The organism is Paraburkholderia sp. FW306-2-2C-D06C (genome assembly GCF_058781505.1).
Genome location: NZ_JBYSWU010000016.1, coordinates 117,417 through 136,699, shown reverse-complemented (window position 1 = coordinate 136,699; position 19,283 = coordinate 117,417). Strand labels below are relative to the sequence as shown.

At 62.6% G+C, this 19,283-nt stretch carries 23 protein-coding genes; 13 read left to right on the top strand and 10 right to left on the bottom strand.

All coding sequences use genetic code 11. The features are described from left to right. On the bottom strand, positions 1-275 hold a 275-nt coding region (locus AC3WLT_RS15040; RefSeq protein WP_492592505.1), incomplete at its 3' end, for a hypothetical protein. A 32-nt stretch (positions 276-307) separates the two neighbouring features. Between AC3WLT_RS15040 and AC3WLT_RS15035 the strand changes: the two genes are divergently transcribed. From AC3WLT_RS15035 to AC3WLT_RS15020, 4 genes are all read left to right on the top strand, one after another. Then, a complete protein-coding gene (locus AC3WLT_RS15035; RefSeq protein WP_492592504.1) occupies positions 308-901 on the top strand; it encodes a hypothetical protein in 594 nt (197 codons plus the stop codon). A 28-nt stretch (positions 902-929) separates the two neighbouring features. Beyond that, complete coding sequence (locus tag AC3WLT_RS15030) at positions 930-1,463, top strand: sulfotransferase family protein (RefSeq protein ID WP_492592503.1); 534 nt, start codon at positions 930-932, stop codon at positions 1,461-1,463. Continuing rightward, the gene (gene cysC / locus AC3WLT_RS15025) at positions 1,460-2,029 is read left to right on the top strand and encodes an adenylyl-sulfate kinase (RefSeq protein ID WP_492592502.1); all 570 of its coding nucleotides are present in this window, start codon (positions 1,460-1,462) and stop codon (positions 2,027-2,029) included. The genes AC3WLT_RS15030 and cysC overlap by 4 nt, the downstream gene beginning before the upstream one ends. 110 nt (positions 2,030-2,139) lie before the next feature. Next, complete coding sequence (locus tag AC3WLT_RS15020; RefSeq protein WP_492592501.1) at positions 2,140-2,559, top strand: trimeric intracellular cation channel family protein; 420 nt, start codon at positions 2,140-2,142, stop codon at positions 2,557-2,559. Between the two features lie 74 nt (positions 2,560-2,633). Here the strand turns inward: AC3WLT_RS15020 and AC3WLT_RS15015 are convergent, their stop codons facing one another. Then, positions 2,634-2,879: a hypothetical protein gene (locus tag AC3WLT_RS15015; protein ID WP_492592500.1), complete on the bottom strand. Its 246-nt coding sequence runs from the start codon at positions 2,877-2,879 to the stop codon at positions 2,634-2,636. A gap of 193 nt (positions 2,880-3,072) precedes the next feature. After that, positions 3,073-3,285: a DUF3820 family protein gene (locus AC3WLT_RS15010; protein WP_006048800.1), complete on the bottom strand. Its 213-nt coding sequence runs from the start codon at positions 3,283-3,285 to the stop codon at positions 3,073-3,075. 138 nt (positions 3,286-3,423) lie between these two features. Here AC3WLT_RS15010 and AC3WLT_RS15005 point away from each other — a divergent pair, with 138 nt between their 5' ends. Beyond that, positions 3,424-4,476, top strand: coding sequence for an NADP(H)-dependent aldo-keto reductase (locus AC3WLT_RS15005; protein WP_492592499.1), 1,053 nt, complete (start codon positions 3,424-3,426; stop codon positions 4,474-4,476). A 113-nt stretch (positions 4,477-4,589) separates the two neighbouring features. Here AC3WLT_RS15005 and AC3WLT_RS15000 read toward each other — a convergent pair whose 3' ends face one another. Together AC3WLT_RS15000 and AC3WLT_RS14995 are read right to left on the bottom strand one after the other, a co-directional pair. Beyond that, complete coding sequence (locus AC3WLT_RS15000) at positions 4,590-5,876, bottom strand: MFS transporter (protein ID WP_492592498.1); 1,287 nt, start codon at positions 5,874-5,876, stop codon at positions 4,590-4,592. A gap of 59 nt (positions 5,877-5,935) precedes the next feature. Continuing rightward, the gene (locus AC3WLT_RS14995; protein ID WP_492592497.1) at positions 5,936-7,354 is read right to left on the bottom strand and encodes a M20 family metallopeptidase; all 1,419 of its coding nucleotides are present in this window, start codon (positions 7,352-7,354) and stop codon (positions 5,936-5,938) included. A 225-nt stretch (positions 7,355-7,579) separates the two neighbouring features. On the opposite strand from AC3WLT_RS14995, the gene AC3WLT_RS14990 reads away from it, so the two are divergent. Further along, entirely contained in the window at positions 7,580-8,536 is a 957-nt protein-coding gene (locus AC3WLT_RS14990; RefSeq protein ID WP_492592496.1) for a LysR family transcriptional regulator, read from the top strand. A gap of 332 nt (positions 8,537-8,868) precedes the next feature. Continuing rightward, positions 8,869-9,291, top strand: coding sequence for a hypothetical protein (locus AC3WLT_RS14985; protein WP_492592495.1), 423 nt, complete (start codon positions 8,869-8,871; stop codon positions 9,289-9,291). Between the two features lie 91 nt (positions 9,292-9,382). On the opposite strand, the gene AC3WLT_RS14980 is transcribed toward AC3WLT_RS14985, so the two are convergent. Both AC3WLT_RS14980 and nodI read right to left on the bottom strand, forming a co-directional pair. Next, a complete protein-coding gene (locus AC3WLT_RS14980; RefSeq protein WP_492592494.1) occupies positions 9,383-10,210 on the bottom strand; it encodes an ABC transporter permease in 828 nt (275 codons plus the stop codon). Between the two features lie 64 nt (positions 10,211-10,274). Next, positions 10,275-11,189: a nodulation factor ABC transporter ATP-binding protein NodI gene (gene nodI, locus AC3WLT_RS14975; RefSeq protein ID WP_492592493.1), complete on the bottom strand. Its 915-nt coding sequence runs from the start codon at positions 11,187-11,189 to the stop codon at positions 10,275-10,277. A gap of 232 nt (positions 11,190-11,421) precedes the next feature. Here nodI and AC3WLT_RS14970 point away from each other — a divergent pair, with 232 nt between their 5' ends. Continuing rightward, entirely contained in the window at positions 11,422-11,886 is a 465-nt protein-coding gene (locus AC3WLT_RS14970; RefSeq protein WP_115099786.1) for a universal stress protein, read from the top strand. Positions 11,887-11,918: 32 nt separating this feature from the next. Here AC3WLT_RS14970 and AC3WLT_RS14965 read toward each other — a convergent pair whose 3' ends face one another. From AC3WLT_RS14965 to lexA, 3 genes are all read right to left on the bottom strand, one after another. Next, positions 11,919-12,581: a DUF2939 domain-containing protein gene (locus tag AC3WLT_RS14965; RefSeq protein WP_492592492.1), complete on the bottom strand. Its 663-nt coding sequence runs from the start codon at positions 12,579-12,581 to the stop codon at positions 11,919-11,921. Positions 12,582-12,767: 186 nt separating this feature from the next. Then, on the bottom strand, positions 12,768-13,112 hold the full coding sequence (locus AC3WLT_RS14960; RefSeq protein WP_492592491.1) for a hypothetical protein: 345 nt from the start codon (positions 13,110-13,112) through the stop codon (positions 12,768-12,770). Positions 13,113-13,186: 74 nt separating this feature from the next. Next, positions 13,187-13,837 (bottom strand): transcriptional repressor LexA, encoded by a 651-nt coding sequence (lexA, locus tag AC3WLT_RS14955; protein WP_492592490.1) that lies wholly within the window; start codon positions 13,835-13,837, stop codon positions 13,187-13,189. A 296-nt stretch (positions 13,838-14,133) separates the two neighbouring features. Here lexA and AC3WLT_RS14950 point away from each other — a divergent pair, with 296 nt between their 5' ends. The 5 genes from AC3WLT_RS14950 to AC3WLT_RS14930 all read left to right on the top strand — a co-directional run bounded on the left by AC3WLT_RS14950 (position 14,134) and on the right by AC3WLT_RS14930 (position 19,267). Then, the gene (locus AC3WLT_RS14950) at positions 14,134-15,174 is read left to right on the top strand and encodes a sulfate ABC transporter substrate-binding protein (protein ID WP_492592489.1); all 1,041 of its coding nucleotides are present in this window, start codon (positions 14,134-14,136) and stop codon (positions 15,172-15,174) included. 138 nt (positions 15,175-15,312) lie between these two features. Continuing rightward, positions 15,313-16,209, top strand: a complete 897-nt coding sequence (cysT, locus tag AC3WLT_RS14945; RefSeq protein ID WP_492592488.1) for a sulfate ABC transporter permease subunit CysT — start codon at positions 15,313-15,315, stop codon at positions 16,207-16,209. Then, positions 16,206-17,219 (top strand): sulfate ABC transporter permease subunit CysW, encoded by a 1,014-nt coding sequence (cysW, locus tag AC3WLT_RS14940; RefSeq protein WP_492592487.1) that lies wholly within the window; start codon positions 16,206-16,208, stop codon positions 17,217-17,219. The genes cysT and cysW overlap by 4 nt, the downstream gene beginning before the upstream one ends. After that, positions 17,219-18,277, top strand: coding sequence for a sulfate/molybdate ABC transporter ATP-binding protein (locus AC3WLT_RS14935; RefSeq protein ID WP_492592486.1), 1,059 nt, complete (start codon positions 17,219-17,221; stop codon positions 18,275-18,277). Before cysW ends, AC3WLT_RS14935 begins: the two co-directional genes overlap by 1 nt. A gap of 63 nt (positions 18,278-18,340) precedes the next feature. Further along, a complete protein-coding gene (locus tag AC3WLT_RS14930) occupies positions 18,341-19,267 on the top strand; it encodes a CysB family HTH-type transcriptional regulator (protein ID WP_492592485.1) in 927 nt (308 codons plus the stop codon). Positions 19,268-19,283 lie beyond the last annotated feature (16 nt).

Sequence of the window (19,283 nt, the reverse complement as noted above, 5' to 3'; positions counted from 1 at the left end):
TCACAGTTGCTTCGGTCATAGGACGTTGTTTCCGTTATCGTCTCATGACCTCGGCACACTAAAATTCTGACAGGCTCAGCGTCGCAATCGATGTGAATCAAGGGAAAGAATTCCACGCGCTTCGCAACCGGTTGTTGCAAATTTCGTCCACCGCCTTCATGTCGCACAACAGCCTTGTTCGGGGGAGTGAGGGATCTACGTGATTGCACGCTCATCGCATCTTCGCGCTTCGATTTTTGCCGCGTGGCAGAAAACAGGTCAAGGCGTTCCTGCATGCTGGGGTTCCTCCAAAATGACGAGGGGTAGCGTGAACCGAGACGATTGGAAGTGGCCGCTTGGCTCGTTGTTTTTCGTGATCCTGTTGGCGGTGTTTGCGCGCTTCCAACCTCACAAATCCGGAGATGTCGCAGCGTGGGCGCAAGCGAGCGCTTCTGTTGTCGCTATTGTTTGGTCGGGCTGGAGTTCGCGTCGTTTGCAACAAGATATTCGGCGTGGTCAGCGACTCGCTGCCGCCGAATCTATCTTTGAGATTGCGCACGGATCGTTTATGTTTTCCCGATATGTCGTCGATCAATTGGGCGCCGCGGATGCGATGCGGGACGTTCACGAGGCCAAGAAGCACTTCGATTACGCGCAGCTTCGCGAGCTGGAGCGCATTGCTGCTGCAATTCCTCTTCACGGCCTTGAAACACCTGGTCTCGTCAAACTCATCATCATTTTGGGTGCGACCATTAGGCAGATGAGAGAGGTTGTTGGTCTGGCGCTCAGCATGGATCGTGCGATGACAGAAAGTGAGTGTGCGGATTTCATAATTACGCTGACGCAAATGCGCACAAGATGCGATGAGACTCAGCGGGATATTGCTGAAATTGTCGATAGCATTCGCTACGGGCGCGGTTAACCGCATCACGCTATACGGTGTTTGCGTATTGTTTGATCCAGAAGGCTTTGCGCACGCATCAAATGCGCGCTTCATTCATAGCAGCCGCTCGCCGCTGCAAACCTGCCTGTCGATTTTTTCGCGGCTCTTTCACGACGTGCCGTTCAGCTACGACCTCGGCGAACTGGGCCGCTACTACCGCGCGTACGACGCGCTGATGGCGCATTGGCAACGCGTGCTGCCCGAGGGCGTGATGATCGAGGTCCAGTACGAAGACCTGGTCGAAAATCTCGAAGGCAACGTCCGTCGAATGCTGGCGCATTGCGGGCTCGACTGGAATGAACGCTGTCTCGCGTTTCACCGGACTGCGCGTCAGGTGAATACGGCAAGTGCGGCGCAGGTACGCCAGCCGATCTACAAGACGTCGGTGCGGCGCTGGCAGCCGCCTCAGGCGTTGCTGCAACCGCTGTTCGACGGACTGGGCCCGGCGCTGGCGGCGACCGATGGCTTCGCCACGCATGAGCACGCGTCGCCGGACTCCGGCGTTCAAGCCGTGACAACCCACCCGGAGTACAAATCATGAGTTCGATCGGCGGAGCGGTCGTATGGATGACCGGCTTGTCCGGCGCCGGCAAATCGACACTGGCCAATGTGTTGCACCGACGCCTCGCGGAGGCGGGCCAACGCTCGGTCGTGCTCGACGGCGACGTGCTGCGGCGCGGCCTGAACTCGGACCTCGGCTACACGCTCGCGGACCGCACCGAAAATCTGCGCCGGGTTGCGCATGTCGCGGCGTTGTTCAGGCAGCAGGGCTTCATCGTGATTGCCGCGGTGGTCTCGCCCGAGCACCGGCATCGGCGCGCGGCGCGCGAGATCGTCGGCGAAGGCTTTATTGAAGTGTTCGTGAACGCGCCATTGCGGGTGTGCGAAGCGCGCGATGTCAAAGGGCTCTATGCGCGCGCCCGGCGCGGCGAGATCCCTCATTTCACCGGCATTTCCGGGCCGTTCGAAGCGCCGCTGGCACCCGACGTCGATATCGAAACCGATCGGGTGTCGCTCGATATGGCCGTCGCCACGCTGCTCGCGCATCTGGCAGAGGCGGGTCACCTGTCCGGACTTCCAGCAGAAGCGGCCAACCACGCGTTCTAGGCGAAGCCGGTTGCACGCAGCCGTACCGCCTTCCGGCTCGCAATTTTTCACCCGACGCGCGGCGTTTCGCTATCCTTTCGACTACTTGGGGACAGAAGGGTGATGCGTCGATGCCGACATTGTCGATACGAAAAGTAAAGCTGAACGTCGAAGCGATTGTTCTGGCCGCTGATCTTGCCGGCACATTTGTGTTCGCGGTCGAAGGCGCGCTCAGCGCGATGCGCGGCGGTCTCGACCTGTTGGGCGTGATGGTGATCTCGTTTGTCGCAGCGCTCGGCGGCGGGGCGATCCGCGATCTGTTGATCGGCGACACGCCGCCGAATGCGATACGCGACTGGCGCTATCCGGCGCTGACGTTCGCGACCGGTTTGCTCACGTTCATTTTTCATTCGGCGGCGCAGCAGTTTCCCGTCGGGCTCGTCACGGTGCTCGACGCGGCCGGCCTCGCGCTGTTCGCTGTGGCGTGCTTTGTGCTGCGCGCGCTTGCCGTGTCATATGGCTGGCATCTGCCGAAGGCGCCGCTCGGCTGATGGCCGATCGATCAGCGCAGTAATAAGGAAGGGCGACGAAGCGTTCGGCAGACGCTGCCTGACCTCGCACCGTCTTACCGCAGCAAGCCGGCCGTATGATGCAAAGCGGGGTACACGCCGATGATGAATGCCGCATAGATCGCGGCCATGGTCACGCCGGCCGCCGTGCCCCATACATCGCGCGATGCCGCGCCTTGCCGGAAATGCATCGGCAGCCCGACGACCAGATAGCCGACCAGAAAGAACGCAATGACGGCGCACACCGGCGACAGATCGTGACCGATGAAATCCAGCAGCGCAGTCAGACTGAAATGACGCATGGGAAAGCCGGCCGTGTCACGTGCGAACGCTCGAAGAAACGTACGCAGGAATGCGGGATTTGAAGCGAATTTAAGACCACGGTTTAGCAAGGGTCAAGGCAAAGACGGTGTGAATTTGTCCAGGCTTCAATTGCCTGTACAACAACTTTCGTCCAGCTTTACCGTGCTTCAATTCGCTTTCATGGCAACGCGATCAGCGCTTGCGCAAGGGCTCGATCAGTGACGACAAACCGTTGTGATCGATCTCATGCATCAGCGCCAGCAGGCGGCCGATTTCGCCAGGCGGGAAGCCTTGGCTTGCAAACCAGTTTAGATAGTGCCCGGGCAGATCGGCAATCAGACGGCCTTTATATTTTCCGTAGGGCATCACGCGCGTGACCAGCAGTTCGAGATGTTCGGGATTCATCGTAGATGTTTCGACGGAAGGGATCGTGAGGCGACGGGCGTTCCGCCCGCTGCAACGGCATTCTAGCCGCGCTGCAGGCATCGCGCCGGCATGGTAACGTCTGCGCTTTCCGTTCACACAATCAACAGGACAAGTTCGATGGAATACCGCAGACTCGGCGACACGGATGTGCAGGTTAGCCTGATCGGTCTCGGCACCATGACGTGGGGCGAGCAGAACACCGAACAGGACGCGCATGCGCAGATCGACTGTGCGCTCGATCACGGCGTGAATCTGATCGACGCGGCTGAAATGTACCCGGTGCCGCCGCGTCCTGAGACGCAGGGCTCGACCGAGCGCCACATCGGCACGTGGCTCGCGCAGCATCGCAGCGCGCGCGAGAAGATCGTGCTCGCCACCAAGATCGCCGGGCCGGCGCGCCAGCCGCACAATCCGCGTCATATCCGCGGCGCGGACAACCAGTTCGATCGCAAGAACCTGACCGAGGCGCTGAATGGCAGCCTCGAGCGTCTGCAAACGGACTACGTCGATCTGTATCAGTTGCACTGGCCGGATCGCAGCACGATGACGTTCGGCCGCCCGGCGTATCCATGGGTCGACGACGCGTATACGGTGCCGATCGAAGAAACGCTGTCGGTGCTCGCCGGGTTCGTCAAGGAAGGCAAGGTGCGCCATATCGGCGTGTCGAACGAAACGCCGTGGGGTGTCGCGCAGTTTCTGCGTGCCGCGGAAAAGCTCGGCTTGCCACGCATCGTCAGCATCCAGAATCCGTACAGCCTGCTGAACCGCACGTACGAAGCGGGTCTGTCCGAGTACGCGCATCGCGACCAGATCGGCTTGCTGGCCTATTCGCCGCTGGCCTTCGGCTGGCTGTCGGGCAAATACGAAGGCGGTGCGCGTCCAGCGGGCGCCCGCATCTCGCTGTTCGAGCGTTTTCAACGCTACAGCAAGCCGCAAGCGATCCAGGCAACCACGCGTTACGTCGAACTGGCGAGGCGTCATGGCTTGTCGCCGGCGCAGTTCGCGCTGGCCTTCGTCAATAGCCGGCCGTTCCTGACCAGCAATCTGATCGGCGCGACTTCGCTCGAGCAATTGAAGGAAAACATCGGCAGCGTCGAGGTGAAACTCTCGCCGGAAGTGCTCGCGGAAATCGACGCGCTGCATGAATTGCAGCCGAATCCCGCGCCTTGATGCAGTTGCTTTGACGTTGGCTGAGGTCAGCCTGAGGTTGTCGTTGCGTTGCCCCGGCTTCGATGCCGGGGCAGCCACGTGGTTTGATTCAGCTCAGCAGGCTTTGACCGCGTTCAGCGGATCTTCAATTTCAGGCGCACCGCATACAGCGCGAGCAGACTCGCTACCGCGCAGAACATCAGATAGAAGCCAGGCGCCAGCTTGTTGCCGCTCGCGTCGATCAGCCACGTGATCACGAATGGCGCAAAGCCGCCGAACACCGTCACGCCGATGTTGTAGCTGACCGCGAGACCGGTTGCGCGCGTCTGCATCGGGAATATCTCCGACATCAGCGCGGGCAGTGCGCCGAAATACGTCGCCTTCAATACGCCGATCCAGATCAGTGCGAGCAGCATCGTCGCGAACGACGGATGCGCGTTCATGTACATGAACGCCGGATAGACCGTCACGAGCATCAGCACAGCGGCGGCCGCCATGATGCGGATGCGTCCGAGGCTGTCGGACAGGTGGCCGGAGAACGGCGTCAGCACCGTCAGCACGACGCCCGTTGCGAGCGTGGCGGCGAAGCCGGTCGAAGCGGGCAGATGCAGTTGCTTGATCGCGTAGGTCGGCATGTACAGGATCATGTAGTTGGCCGCCGTCGAGATGATCAGCGAGCCGGTCGCGAGCAGCATGCGGACCTTCTGCGTGGCGAACAGATCGCGCAGCGGCGTATGGGTTTTCGGCTCCTTGCCGAACTCGGCGCCTTCGTCCACATAGCGGCGAATATAGAAGCCGACCGGACCGATCGCGAGACCGAAGAAGAACGGAATGCGCCATCCCCAGGATTCGAGCTGAAGCGTTGTTAGCTGGCTCGTCAGCAGCGCGCCGAAACCGGATGCGAGCAGCGTCGCGAGGCCCTGGCTCGCGAACTGCCAGCTACCCATGAAGCCGCGCCGTTCGGGCGCGTGTTCGACCAGAAACGCGGTCGAAGCGCCAAACTCGCCGCCCGCCGAGAACCCCTGGACCAAACGCGACAGCAGAATGCCGGCAGGCGCCCACAAGCCGATCGCCGCATAAGAGGGCATCACGGCGATCGTCAAGGTGCCGATCATCATCAGCCCAATCGACAGCAGCAGCGATGCCTTGCGTCCGGCGCGGTCCGCGAGCGAACCGAGCACGAGCCCGCCGAGCGGCCGGATCAGATACGAAATGCCGAACGTGCCGAGCGTGAGCATCAGCGACATCGCCTCGGTGCTGGCGGGGAAGAACAGCTTCGCGATCGTGACCGCAAAGAAGCCGTAGACGACGAGGTCGAACCATTCGAGCGCGTTGCCGATCGACGCCGCGAGAATGATGCGATGGACCTTCGCGGCGGACGGCCGCGCGGCGCTGGCTTGCAGGGTGGACGTGCTGATCATGGGCGTGCCTCGGGACGGATGCGGATAGGGACGTGCTGGGTTCGATCGCTCTGGGTTGCTCAGGTTGGGTTGCTCAAGCTCGGTTGCTCAAGCTTCGCGCGAGGCGGGTTCTCGCCGAGATCCCAGAAGAGACCCGCCATGATCTGCAGACCTTCGCGCACGACCGGTCCGAGCAGATGTTCGTTCGGCGCGTGCTGCGAGCACGCCGGATACGAATGCGGGACCCAGATGGTCGGCAGGCCGAGCGTGTCGGCGAACACTTCGTTAGGCAGCGTGCCGCCGAGGTTCGGCAGCACCGCTGTTTTCTTGCCGGTGGTGTGTTCGAGCGAAGCGATTGCCCAGGTGACCCACGGATCGTCAGGGTCGAGCCGCGTGGCCGGCGCGCCGCGCTCGACGCTGATCTCCACCAGCGAAAATCCGTGCGCATCCAGATGCGTGCGCAGATGCTGTTCGAGTCTTTCCCAATCGGTGCCGACCACGAAACGCAACTGGCAATGCGCGAACGCCGACGACGGAATCGCGTTGACCGGGTTCTCGGGATTGCCCGCCTTGAAAGCCAGCACTTCGAAGCTGTTCCAGCCGAACACGCGTTCGGCCGGCGTGAGACCGGGCTCGCCCCAGTTGTCGTCGACGGCGGGGTCGCCCGGGCCGCCGCCCACCGTGATATCGGCCAGCGCGCGCCGCACCGCGGCGGGAATCGGCGGCGGGCGCAAGCCGTCGACGGCAATCACGCCGCGCGCATCGACCAGACTCGCGAGCGCGTTCGCGAGCACCGTGGCGGGATTGCGCAGCAGGCCGCCCCAGTTGCCCGAGTGATGCGCGCCGTCGCGCAGGTTCAGCGAGAGTTTGAAGTTCACCGAACCGCGCGAGCCGAGGAACACGGTGGGGCGGTGCGCGGCGAGGCGCGGGCCGTCGGAGGCGAGCAGCACGTCGGCGGCCAGTTCCTGTTTGTGAGCGCGGCAGATCGCGTCGAGCCCCGGCGAGCCGGTTTCCTCGCCCATCTCGATCAGCAGCTTCGCGTTGAAGCCGAGCTTGCCGCTGCGTGCGCCGAGCACGCTGGCCAGCGCGGCGAGGTTGATGCTGTGCTGACCCTTGTTATCTGCGGTGCCGCGGCCATACCAGCGCTCGCCTTCGACAGTCACGGCCCACGGCGTGAGCGGCTCGCGCCATTGATTGTCGTAGCCGCGCACCACGTCGCCGTGGCCGTAGATCAGCACCGTTGGCAGGTGGTCGCCTTCGTGACGGGTGGCGATCAGAAACGGCCCGAAGCCGTCGGCCGGGTTGTCGACGATTCGCGTGCTGAAACCGAGACGCTGCGCTTCGGGCGTGATTTCGTCGGTCAGATACGAGAGCAGAATGGCGGCGCGTTCGGTTTCCTGGCTCTCGGTACGAAAGCCGACGCGGCGGTTGAGGACGTCGAGAAAGGCGCCCGATTCGAAATGGCGTGTCGCGTGTTCGATGGCCTGGTCGCGGCTCATGCATGTCTCCGGTGTAGGGTGCGGATTCGACGCGCGGGGGTGCCGTGCGTGGGATGCATTGCCGGCAGCGGTCTGAGTGGAATCGATTCTAGGAGGCCGTTTTTTTTGTCACAATGATCGTCTTTCGAAACTTGCGTTGCCGAGAAGGCAAAGCTCAATGCGCTCGGGCAGTGGCATAAGCCAGGGCGCAAGCAGGGGCGTACAAGGTCGCACGAGGCACCTCCCATGGCACTTTCGTTACACGGCATTGCATTGCGCTACTTCGTCGAAGTCGCGCGTACCGGCTCGATCAGCGACGCATCCGCGCGGCTGCATGTGGCCGTCTCCGCGATCAGCCGGCAGATTGCCCGGCTCGAAGGCGAGCTTGGCGCAGCGCTGTTCGAACGGCGGCCGCGCGGCATGGCGCTCTCAGAAGCCGGTGAGCGGCTGCTTGCCTACGCGAAGCGCAGCCTGCTCGAGGCCGAGCATGTGATCAAGGAGATCGGCGGCCTCGAGGCTTTGCACGGGAGCATGATCAAGGTAGCCAGTTCGGAGGGTTTCGCCGCGGACTTCCTGCCTGCCGCGATGGCCGGCTTCCGGCGCAGCTATCCTGGGATCGACTTCACGCTGTCCGTGATGTCGCCGGGCGAGGCGACCCGCCGGGTGCGCGACGGCGACGCCGATCTTGCGCTGACCTTCAGCCTTGCGCCGGAAAAGGGTGTCAAGGTCGAGCATACGGAGCGGGCGCCGGTACTGGCGCTGCTGCGGGCCGATCATCCGCTGGCCGCGCGCGCAAAGGTGTCGCTCGCCGACTTGCGCCGCTATCCAGTGGTACTGCCCGAGCCGGGCACGACGATTCGCCAGTTGATCGACATCACTTGCGCGCTCGAAGGCGTGCTGCTGGAACCCGATCTCGTGTGCAACAACAGTGGCGCGATGTACCGTTACGCGCAGAAGTCCGGCGCGATCATGTTCACGGGTTTGCTGTCGGTGCGAGACCGTTACGCGGACGACGGTTTTGTCGTGATGCCGCTGACGCATCCGCAGATGCGCCAGCGCAGCATTCAGGTGCAGACGATGGCGGGGCGCGAGTTGCCGCCGTCGGTCAGAGCATTCCGCGACCATCTGATCGCGGAGATCGGCGCACCGAAGCCGGCCGATGCCGCGACGCCGAAGCCAGCTCGAAGGCGCGCAAAAGACTGATTGTCAGTGATTGTCAGCATGGATTGGGGCGTTTGAAACGAAGCCCGGATGCCACGGCGAGCGGGCGGGACGATTGAAGATTTGACGGCGGGCTTGATTGCGGACTTGACGGGCGGAGTTGGCGGCGGGCGGCCGATTGGAAGGCAAATCTCCCTGCCGGAAGGCAAATCACGACCTAAACTGTGGGGACGGGGCGGGCTGTGTCGGTTGGACTGCGCGGCGAGTGATGCTGCGGTGCACACCGGTGGTACGATTCAGCCGAAAAATGGAGAGGGGTACGCAGTTGATACGGCGTGCCGTCCACAACAGAACGATAGGACTCAGGAAATCGAATGGCGCAACAAAAAACCAACCCAAAACTTGAACAGGCGCTGACGCGCGGGGATCTTGCAATTCGCCAGGCCAATTCGGCGCGGGCGACTGCGTTGCTGCGTGCGTTGGGCAAGATGATCGTGGACGCGTCGGCGACGATCGGCGTGGAAGCGTTCACGCTGATTCCTGACGGCGACAAGATTTACGATCCCGCCGATGGGTTGTGGCCGCAGGAATTGCTGGTGTCTCTCGACGGTCCTGTCGAGGATGCGGATCCTGACGAGGTTCGCACCGTGAGGTTGATTGCCGACGATCCTGGCACGGTGTTTCGCGTTGAGTGGCAACGGGCCGATGGGAAGATTGGACGTCAGGATGGCGGGCCGTTCGCGACGGTGGCGTTTATTTCCGACGTGGATATTCCCTGGACGGATGACGAGGACTGATTCCTGTTCTTCGGCAACGCCGCATGGTGGCGGCCTGGTGGCGGCCTTTTGGCGGCGTTTTTTATGGCGCCGCGCACGCAAACAAAAAAACCTACTTCATCATCCTTCTTCGAAACAGAACGGCAGAAACAAGAAACCCTGCAACAACATACGCAAGCAGCACAGCAACGTGCAAAACAACCTCCTGAAGAGGCCGCCCAAGCATGGCGGGGCGAATCAGATCGACTGCATGCGCCAGCGGTAAAACTTCAGTAAAACCACGCGCGGCAGAGGGCAACTGCGAAACAGGAAAAAACACCCCGGACAACAGCAGCATCGGCGTCAATACCAACGTCTGATAAAACATAAAAAAATCATACGACGGCGCCAATGCCGTCACCACCATCGCGATACTCGCAAACGCGAGTCCGGTCAGCACGATCACCGGCAACGCCAGCAACATCGACGGAAAACTCGCATACCCCAACGCTCCCGCGACCAGCATGATCGCCACGCCCGACAACATCGACTTGCTGCCGGCCCACATCACTTCGCCCAGCACGATGTCGCCGAGCGTCAGCGGCGTATGCATGATCGCTTCCCACGTGCGCTGCACATGCATTCGCGAGAAGCCGGAATACATCGACTCGAAACTGGCCGACATCATCACGCTCGATGGGACTGTGCCCGCTGCCAGAAATGCAATGTACGACACGCCGTCGACGTGCCCGACCATCAGCCCGAGCCCGAAACCCAGGCCGAATAGATAGATCATCGGATCGGCAAGATTGCCGAACATCGAAGCAATCGCAAGCTTCCTCCACACGAGATAGTTGCGGCGCCATACGGCAATCCAGTTCACGGTGTTCGCGGGCAAAGCGGCGAAAGGTTCCTGCCTGGACGGCGTGTCGTCGGGCGTGTCGTAAGTGCGTGCGTCCATTGCTTGTCTCTTGCGTTGTCTTATAGCTATAGAGGTAGGCGGCCAGCGCCGGTCCCGGCTCGTATCAGTCCTGCATCTCGCGGCCTGTTAGCCGCAGGAAGACATCTTCCAGATTCGCCGGACGATGCAGATAGCGCAAACCGGCGCGCTGCTTCAGACGTGCGTGCACCGGCTGCGCGTCGTTCACGTAGCAGAACAGCGTCTCGCCACTGATCTCGGTTCGCTCGACCAGCGGCGCCAACTCGTCGCGCAACGCAACCGGATCGGCGCCGAAGATTTCGATCACGTCGCAGCCGATCTCGGATGCGATCAGATCGTTCGGCGCGCCTTCAGCGATCTTGCGGCCTTCCTCGATCACGCACAGACGGTGGCAGAGCCGTTCGGCTTCTTCCATGAAGTGCGTGGTCAGCAGGATGGTCTTGCCGCGCGCGAGCAGCGAGCGCAGCCGTTCCCAGATCAGATGGCGCGCTTGCGGATCGAGCCCGGTGGTCGGCTCGTCCATGATCAGCACGTCGGGATCGTTGACGAGCGCGCGAGCCAGCGTGAGGCGCCGCTTCATGCCGCCCGACAGTTCGCTCACGCGCGCATCCGCCTTGCTTTCGAGGCGCGCGAACTCGAGCAGCGACGGCACCATCGCGCGGCATTGCGCGGCGCTCAGGCCAAAGTAGCGGCCGAACACAAGCAGATTTTCGCGGACCGTGAAATCGGGATCGAGATTGTCGAACTGCGGCACCACACCGACGCGCGCTCGCGCCACCCGCGCGCGGCGAGGAATCGGTTCGCCGCACAAGCGGATCGAGCCGGCATCCGGGGCCGCAATGCCCAGCAGCATGCGCAGCGTGGTGGTCTTGCCCGCGCCGTTCGGTCCAAGCAGACCAAAACATTCGCCGACGTTGACATGAAACGACAATCCGTCGACGACCGTCTTCTCGCCGTAGCTTTTTTTGACGTGGTGGAATTCAATGGCGGCTTCAGACATGGATCGAACGAGGCTCCGGGAAAAAACGCGAATGGCCGGTAAGGTCGCTCATTCTATGGCATCGGCAGCCTGGCGTTGATCTGCGCTTCGCCACTCACGCGGCGTTTCTTGCGCTGCCGCATAGCCTCGCACCTGCCTGGGGCGCACTTAGCGTTTTCCATCCCTTGCAACCTGAATTGCGGCGCACCATGATTCATTTACGACCGCGTTCCCCGCGGTAAGGGAGAAAACCATGGCGAGCTACAAAAAAATCCTGCTTTGCTACGACGGCTCGCGCGAGGGCCGCAAAGCGCTGCGCTGTGGCGCCGATCTGGCGCTGGACCTGAAGGCGGAAACGCATCTGTTGTCGGTGGTGGACATGCGCTCGAGCATAGCGCAAAGCGCGGGCCTGCTCACCGACGTGGCCTGCGGCAGCTTCGAGAAGACAGCGCGTGACATCCTGCAGGAAGGGGTGGACTGGCTCACCGAGCGCGGCGTCAACGCGCAAGGACATTTCGCGTTCGGTCATCCCATCGACGAGATTGCCAATCTCGCCAACGAACTGCACGTCGACCTGGTGGTGGTCGGCCACCGTTGCCGCACGGGTCTGTCACGCTGGTGGATGGGCGCGGGAAATACGCCGCTGCTCGACCGGGTCTCGTGCAGCATTCTGGTGGCATGTTCGTCCGCCCAGGAGCAGCAGCAAGCGGCGGCTTGACGCCAGCCCCATGAACCGCGTCGACCGGAAGATCAGTCGTTCAGGTCGACCGCGGCGAACTTCCATGTGAGCAAACCTTCGCGCCGAAAGATCGCCGCGTAGCGCGCGTCGCCCGCGCCGTGCTGATACCTGATGACGAATTCGTTGATGCTGCGATAGCCCGCCGTGGTTTGCGGCGGTTGTGGCGGTGTGGCGCTGTTGCCCGCGTTGTTAGCCGCGCTGTGCGCTGCGGTGTTAGCCGCGTTGTTAGCCGTTTTGCCGTCGGCAGGGGACGCAGGCGCATTTTCCGCGGCAGGCGGCGCGGGCGGCCGCTCGCCCGGTTCGCCACGCGGCGGCATGCCGTTCAGCAACGCGGCTACGCCGTCCGGCGTCGCGTACGCATCTACTAGCGGTCCGATCAGCGCAACGCCGATCATCGCGCCAATGGCGGCAAATGGATTGCCGTTGCCATGTGCGTCGAGCCGGCGCGTCAGCAAGCCGGTGACCTGTTGCTTCAGGCTCTCGCGCAACGCCGGAAAGTCGACATACTGATTGACGGTCTCCGCATCGCGCGCGTCTGCCGCGCGTTTCAGATTGTTCAGCGCGATATATGGCGATGCATAGCCGAATCCCAGGGCGGCCACCACTGCAATCACAATCAGAACAACGATCAGCGGCCGTGCGGCGCTGCGTTTGGTGCGTGTCGAAACTGCCATCGAGTGGAACTCTCTATCAAGGGTGGTCTAACGTGGACCGCGGCCACACGAAAACGATCCCACGCGATGCAATATCTGAAGAGATCTGGAGAGGCGCGCGCAAGGCACCAGCAGGGCAATGACAGGTAAATGACAGGTTAATGACAGGTCAACAGCAGAGCAACTACACGCACGCCCCGCTCCTGATTACTCGAACACCGCCCCGTGCACGTTGGCTTCTTCAGCGATGCAGCGGTCGATCATCCGGCATACGGCGTCTACCGTGCCGACCATGATCAGCCGCGACGGCCCGTGATAGACGCGCACCGGTGCCCGTCGCGCCGGCTCTGCCGTATTCAGCCCTGAATTCAACGACACTCGAGCGAAAGCCGGCAACGACGACGGCAAGCTCGGCGCCCGCGATGCAGGTTCGTCGAACAGCGATGAAGCGCTGGCCGTGGACGCCTCGATCAGCGAACAGGGCACCAGCTTGCGCAGATGGCGCAAACGACCGAACTGGCGAAAAGGCAGCAGGCGGGCAAGGCGTTCCATGAGTCTCTCCAGGCGATTCAACGTAGGGGCAGCGGCGCGTTAGGCGTCGGGCAAGCGTTGGTAGAAGCAGGCGCTCAGAACTCGCCGGGGCGGATCAGCCCAACAGCGATGCCTTCCAGCGCGAAATCCGCACTGCCGGTCTGAACGAAGATGTTTTCGTAATCGGGGTTTTCCGCGATCAGTTCGATGCCGTTTGGCCGACGCTTCAGGCGCTTGACCGTTACGTCGTCGCCGAGCCGCGCGATGATGATCTGGCCGTCTTTCGCTTCGCTTTTCTTTTGCACCGCGAGCAGGTCGCCGTCGAAGATGCCGGCGTCGCGCATCGACAACCCGCGAACCTTCAGCAGGTAGTCCGGTTTGCTCGAGAACAGCGCCGGGTCGCACGCATAGTGCTGCGAGATATGTTCCTGCGCGAGGATCGGGCTGCCGGCCGCGACGCGGCCGATCAGCGGCAGCGACAGCTGCATGATGCTGGGGTGCGGCAACGTGAACTGGTGCGGCGAATCTTCGGGACCCGCCAGCAGACGAATGCCGCGCGACGCACCTGCCGCGAGTTCGATCACACCCTTGCGGGCCAAGGCACGCAGATGTTCTTCGGCCGAATTGGCCGAGCTGAAACCCAGTTCGGCGGCGATCTCCGCGCGGGTGGGCGGAAAGCCGGTACGTTCGATAGCCCGTCGGATCAGATCGAAAACCTGCTGCTGTCGTGCGGTGAGTTTGGTCATGGCGCTACTGTATGTATGAACAGGTGACTGTATTTTTATACAGTATTCGATGCAATTCAAGCTTTACTTTAAGTTCGTCGTCTGGGGTGTCGCTCCGGCGTCGCAAAAGGACGCTTAAACAACCGTTTTCGTGTCGCAACGCCTTATCCAGCTGCCATTACCACTTTTACGTATTAAAGAATGAAGAAACATTATTTTTAATGATGAAAGCCCTTCGATAGACTGGCCTCCGAGTTGACGCGCTGCAGACGCAAAAACAAGACGCCGTAACGGCAACCACAACGCGGAGAAGCTGGATGAACCATCGGGGCACGGGGCTGGCAGGCAAGACCAAAAAACTCATCGCGGCGCTCGCGTTCGGCGCGGCAACCGCTGTCGGCGTGATGGCGCAGGCGCACGCCGCCGACACGACGCTGCTGAACGTGTCGTACGACCCGACGCGTGAACTGTACCAGGACGTCAATCAGGCATTCGGCAAGGAATGGAAGGCCAGGACCGGCGAATCGATCACCTTCAAGCAGTCGCACGGCGGTTCGGGCGCTCAGGCGCGCTCGGTGCTCGACGGTCTGCAGGCGGATGTCGTGACGCTGGCGCTCGCCTACGACATCGACGCGCTGGCTAACAAGGGTTTGCTGGACAAGGGCTGGCAAAAGCGTTTGCCGGACAACGCGTCGCCGTACACGTCGACGATCGTGTTCCTCGTGCGCAAGGGCAACCCGAAGCACATCAAGGATTGGGACGATCTGACCAGGCCGGGCGTGTCGATCGTCACGCCGAATCCGAAGACCTCGGGCGGCGCGCGCTGGAACTATCTGGCCGCATGGGCCTACGCCGAACATCAGCCGGGCGGCAGTGACCAGAAGGCGAAGGAATTCGTCGGCAAGCTCTATAAGAATGCCGGCGTGCTGGATTCGGGGGCGCGCGGCGCAACGACCAGCTTCGTGCAGCGCGGCATCGGCGACGTGCTGATTGCATGGGAAAACGAAGCGTTCCTGTCGCTGAAGGAATTCGGTCCGGACAAGTTTGAAATCGTCGTGCCGTCGGTGAGCATTCTGGCCGAGCCGCCGGTTGCCGTGGTGGACAAGGTGGTCGACAAGCACGGCACGCGCAAGCTGGCCGAAGCGTATTTGAACTTCCTGTATAGCGAGCAGGGTCAGGAGATCGCCGCGAAGAACTTCTACCGTCCGCGTTCGAACAAGGTGCCGGCCGAGCTGACCGCGAAGTTTCCGAAGCTGAAGCTGTACACGGTGGACGATTCGTTCGGCGGCTGGGCGAATGCGCAGAAGACCCACTTTGCCGACGGCGGCGTATTCGATTCGATCTACCAGCCGCAGTAAGACTGCCAATGCCAGAAGCCGCTCAGGCGGCGAGAGGCGGCAACACCTGGCCAGAAAGCGCGCCCAGTGGGCGCGCTTTCTGGCTAGCCGGACGACCGCAAAAGCACGGCAAGCATCAACCCTGAAAGAGTATCCAGCATGACGACGTGGACCTTCCGAAAACCGAGCGCCTTGCCCGGTTTTGGCCTGACACTCGGCATCACGGTGGCGTATCTGAGCCTCGTGGTGCTGATTCCGCTTGCGGCAACTTTTCTGAAAACCGCCACGCTCGACTGGAGCCAGTTCGTGCGCGCGGTGAGCTCGCCGCGCGTGCTCGCGTCGTACCGGCTGACGTTTTTCTCGGCGCTCGGCGGCGCGCTGATCAACGCGGTGTTCGGCTTCCTCGTGGCGTGGGTGCTGGTGCGCTACACGTTCCCATTCAGGCGGCTCGTCGATGCGGTGGTCGATCTGCCGTTCGCGCTGCCGACGTCGGTGGCCGGCATCTCGCTTGCGGCGGTCTATGCCGGCAACGGCTGGATCGGGCAGTTCCTCGAGCCGCTCGGCATCAAGGTCGCCTTTACGCCGGCCGGCGTGCTGATCGCGTTGACCTTCATCGGTTTGCCGTTCGTCGTGCGGACCGTGCAGCCGGTGCTCGAAGAATTCGAGCGCGAGCAGGAAGAAGCGGCCGCGTGCCTCGGCGCGTCGCGCTGGCTGACGTTCCGGCGCGTAGTGCTGCCTGCGGTGTTTCCGGCTCTGCTGACCGGTTTCGCGCTGGCGTTCGCACGGGCGCTCGGCGAGTACGGCTCGGTGATCTTCATCGCCGGCAACGTGCCGATGAAATCGGAAATCACCTCGCTGCTGATCATCACCAAGCTCGAACAATACGACTACGCGGGCGCAACCGCATTGGCGGTGGTGATGCTGGTCGTGTCGTTCCTGATGCTGTTGTTCATCAATACCTTGCAGTGGTATCTGCAGCGGCGCACGAGCCGCGGTGCAGCGGGCCCGGCGCCTGCGGCCGCGAGCGTTACGGCAAGCGGCGCAGGTGTGCAATGAGCCGCGATACTGTGGATACCGTCGCGCTTGCCGCCGCGCCGCGCGCGCCGCGCGAGGTGGCGCGCCGGCCTGATCCGGTCACCGAGCCGCCCGTCGTGCGCTGGCTTCTGACCGGCGTCGCGTTGCTGTTTCTCGCGCTGTTTCTGGTCGTACCGCTGGTCGCCGTGTTCTATCAGGCATTGAACAAGGGCATTGGTTTCTATCTGGAATCGCTCGCCGATCCGGATGCGCTGTCGGCCATCAAACTGACGGTGATTACCGCCGCGATTGCCGTGCCGCTGAACCTCGTGTTCGGCCTTGCCGCGTCATGGTGCATCGCCAGGTTCGAATTCCGCGGCAAGGCGCTCCTGACCACGCTGATCGATCTGCCGTTCTCGGTCTCGCCGGTAATCTCCGGTTTGATCTACGTGCTGATGTTCGGCGCGCAAGGCTGGTTCGGGCCGTGGCTGCAAGCGCATAACGTGCAGATCATCTTCGCGGTGCCCGGCATCGTGCTGGCGACGATCTTCGTCACGTTCCCGTTCGTCGCGCGCGAACTGATTCCGTTGATGCAGGCGCAAGGCAACGACGAAGAAGAAGCCGCGCACGTGCTCGGCGCGTCGGGCTGGCAGATCTTCCGCCGCGTCACCTTGCCGAACGTCAAATGGGGCCTGCTGTACGGCGTGATTCTGTGCAATGCGCGGGCGATGGGCGAGTTCGGCGCGGTGTCGGTGGTGTCCGGCCACATTCGCGGACAAACCGACACGATGCCGCTGCACGTCGAAATTCTCTACAACGAATACAACTTCTCGGCGGCGTTCGCCGTGGCGTCGGTGCTGGCCTTGCTCGCACTCGTGACGCTCGGTCTGAAGCTGCTCGCCGAACGCCATATGTCGGCGGAACTGTCGGACGCGCGCGATGTGCCCGCGTACGCAGGTCCCGCGTACGCAGATCCTGTCACGCAGCCGTCGTCGTCAGCGCCGTCCGTGAAGGCGGCGCATCGGCCCCCGGTCAAGCAAGGAGAGCTGTAATGGGTATCACCGTTCGTAACCTGCAAAAGCGCTTTGGCGATTTCGTCGCGCTCGATAACGTTTCGCTCGACTTTCCGCCGGGCGAACTGGTTGCGCTGCTGGGGCCGTCGGGCTGTGGCAAAACGACCTTGCTGCGCGTGATCGCCGGACTCGAATATGCGGACGGCGGCCAGGTCGTGCTGCAAGGCCAGGACGTCGAGACAGTCGGGGCGCGCGAACGCGAAGTCGGCTTCGTGTTCCAGCATTACGCGCTGTTCCGTCATATGACGGTGTTCGAGAATGTCGCGTTCGGCCTGCGCGTGAAACCGCGCAAGGCACGGCCGTCGGAAGCGGTGATTCGCGAGAAGGTGCATGAACTGCTGAAGCTCGTGCAACTCGACTGGCTTGCGCAACGCTATCCGTCGGAACTGTCGGGTGGTCAGCGGCAGCGGATCGCTCTCGCGCGCGCGTTGGCCGTCGAACCGAAGGTGCTGCTGCTCGACGAACCGTTCGGCGCGCTGGATGCGAAGGTCCGCAAGGAGTTGCGCAGCTGGCTGCGGCGTCTGCACGACGATCTGCATATCTCGACGATTTTCGTCACGCACGATCAGGAAGAAGCGCTCGAAGTGGCCGACCGGATCGTCGTGCTCAATCGCGGGCATGTGGAGCAGGTCGGCAGTCCGCAAGACGTGTACGACCATCCGCAGACCTCGTTCGTCTACGAGTTTCTCGGCGCGGCGAACCGGCTGCACGGCAACGTCGATTCGAGCGGCTTCGTGGTCGACGGCGCGGCGCTGCCGGTTGCGATCAAGGCCGACTTCAGCGGGCCGGCGTTCGCCTATGTGCGTCCGCACGATCTGCAGTTGTATCCTGCGGCAGCAGGCCATCGCGAAGGCATCGTCGTCGATGTGCGGCGCGTGGTGACGCTCGGCGGCTCGGTGCGTGTCGAACTCGCCGGGCGCGAGGGCAATCTGCTCGAAGCGGAACTCGATCGCGAGGCGTGGCGCGATCTGCAACTGGCGGTCGGCGACGGCGTCACCGCGGTGCCGCGTGCGTTGCGCGTTTTCCCCGCGCAGTGAGCGGCCTCGCCTTGAGGAAACCCATTCGATTAACCTAACTCTGGCTGAACCGGAGACATAAAGATGAACTTCCAGCAATTGCGCTTTGTGCGCGAGGCCGTGCGTCAGAACATGAATCTGACTGAGGTGGCGAACGTGCTGTACACGTCGCAGTCGGGCGTATCGAAACAGATCAAGGATCTCGAAGACGAACTCGGCGTCGACATTTTCATCCGGCGCGGCAAGCGTCTGACCGGCCTCACCGAGCCGGGCAAAGCGGTGCATCAGCTGATCGAGCGGATGCTGCTCGACGCGGAAAATCTGCGCCGCGTCGCGCGCCAGTTTGCCGACCAGGACAGCGGCCACCTGGTCGTGGCGACCACTCACACCCAGGCGCGTTACGCGCTGCCGAAGGTGATCCGCCAGTTCACCGAGGTGTTCCCGAAGGTGCACCTGGCGCTGCGCCAGGGCAGCCCGCAGCAGATCGCGCAGATGATCATCAACGGCGAGGCGGACATCGGCATTTCGACCGAAGCGCTCGACCGCTTCCCGGATATCGTCACGTTCCCGTGCTATTCGTGGCATCACATCGTGGTCGTGCCGAAGGACCATCCGCTGGTGGGCCGGCCGAATCTGACGCTCGACGAGATCGCCGAATTCCCGATCGTCACCTACGACCAGGACTTCACGGGCCGCTCGCACATCGACCAGGCGTTCGCGAAAGCGGGGGCATTACCGGACGTAGTGTTGACCGCGATCGACGCGGACGTGATCAAGACCTATGTCGAACTCGGCATGGGCATCGGCGTGGTCGCGGCGATGGCCTACGATCCGAAACGCGACACGGAACTGGTCGCGCTGGATACGCAGCATCTGTTCGAAGCGAGCACGACGCGGGTCGGTTTGCGCAAGGGCGCGTTCCTGCGCGCGTATGCGTACCGGCTGATCGAGATGTTCGCGCCGCAGTTGAGCGAAGCGGAAATCGCCGCGCAGTTGCGCGAAGCGGTTTGACGGGAGCGGGCCGTCG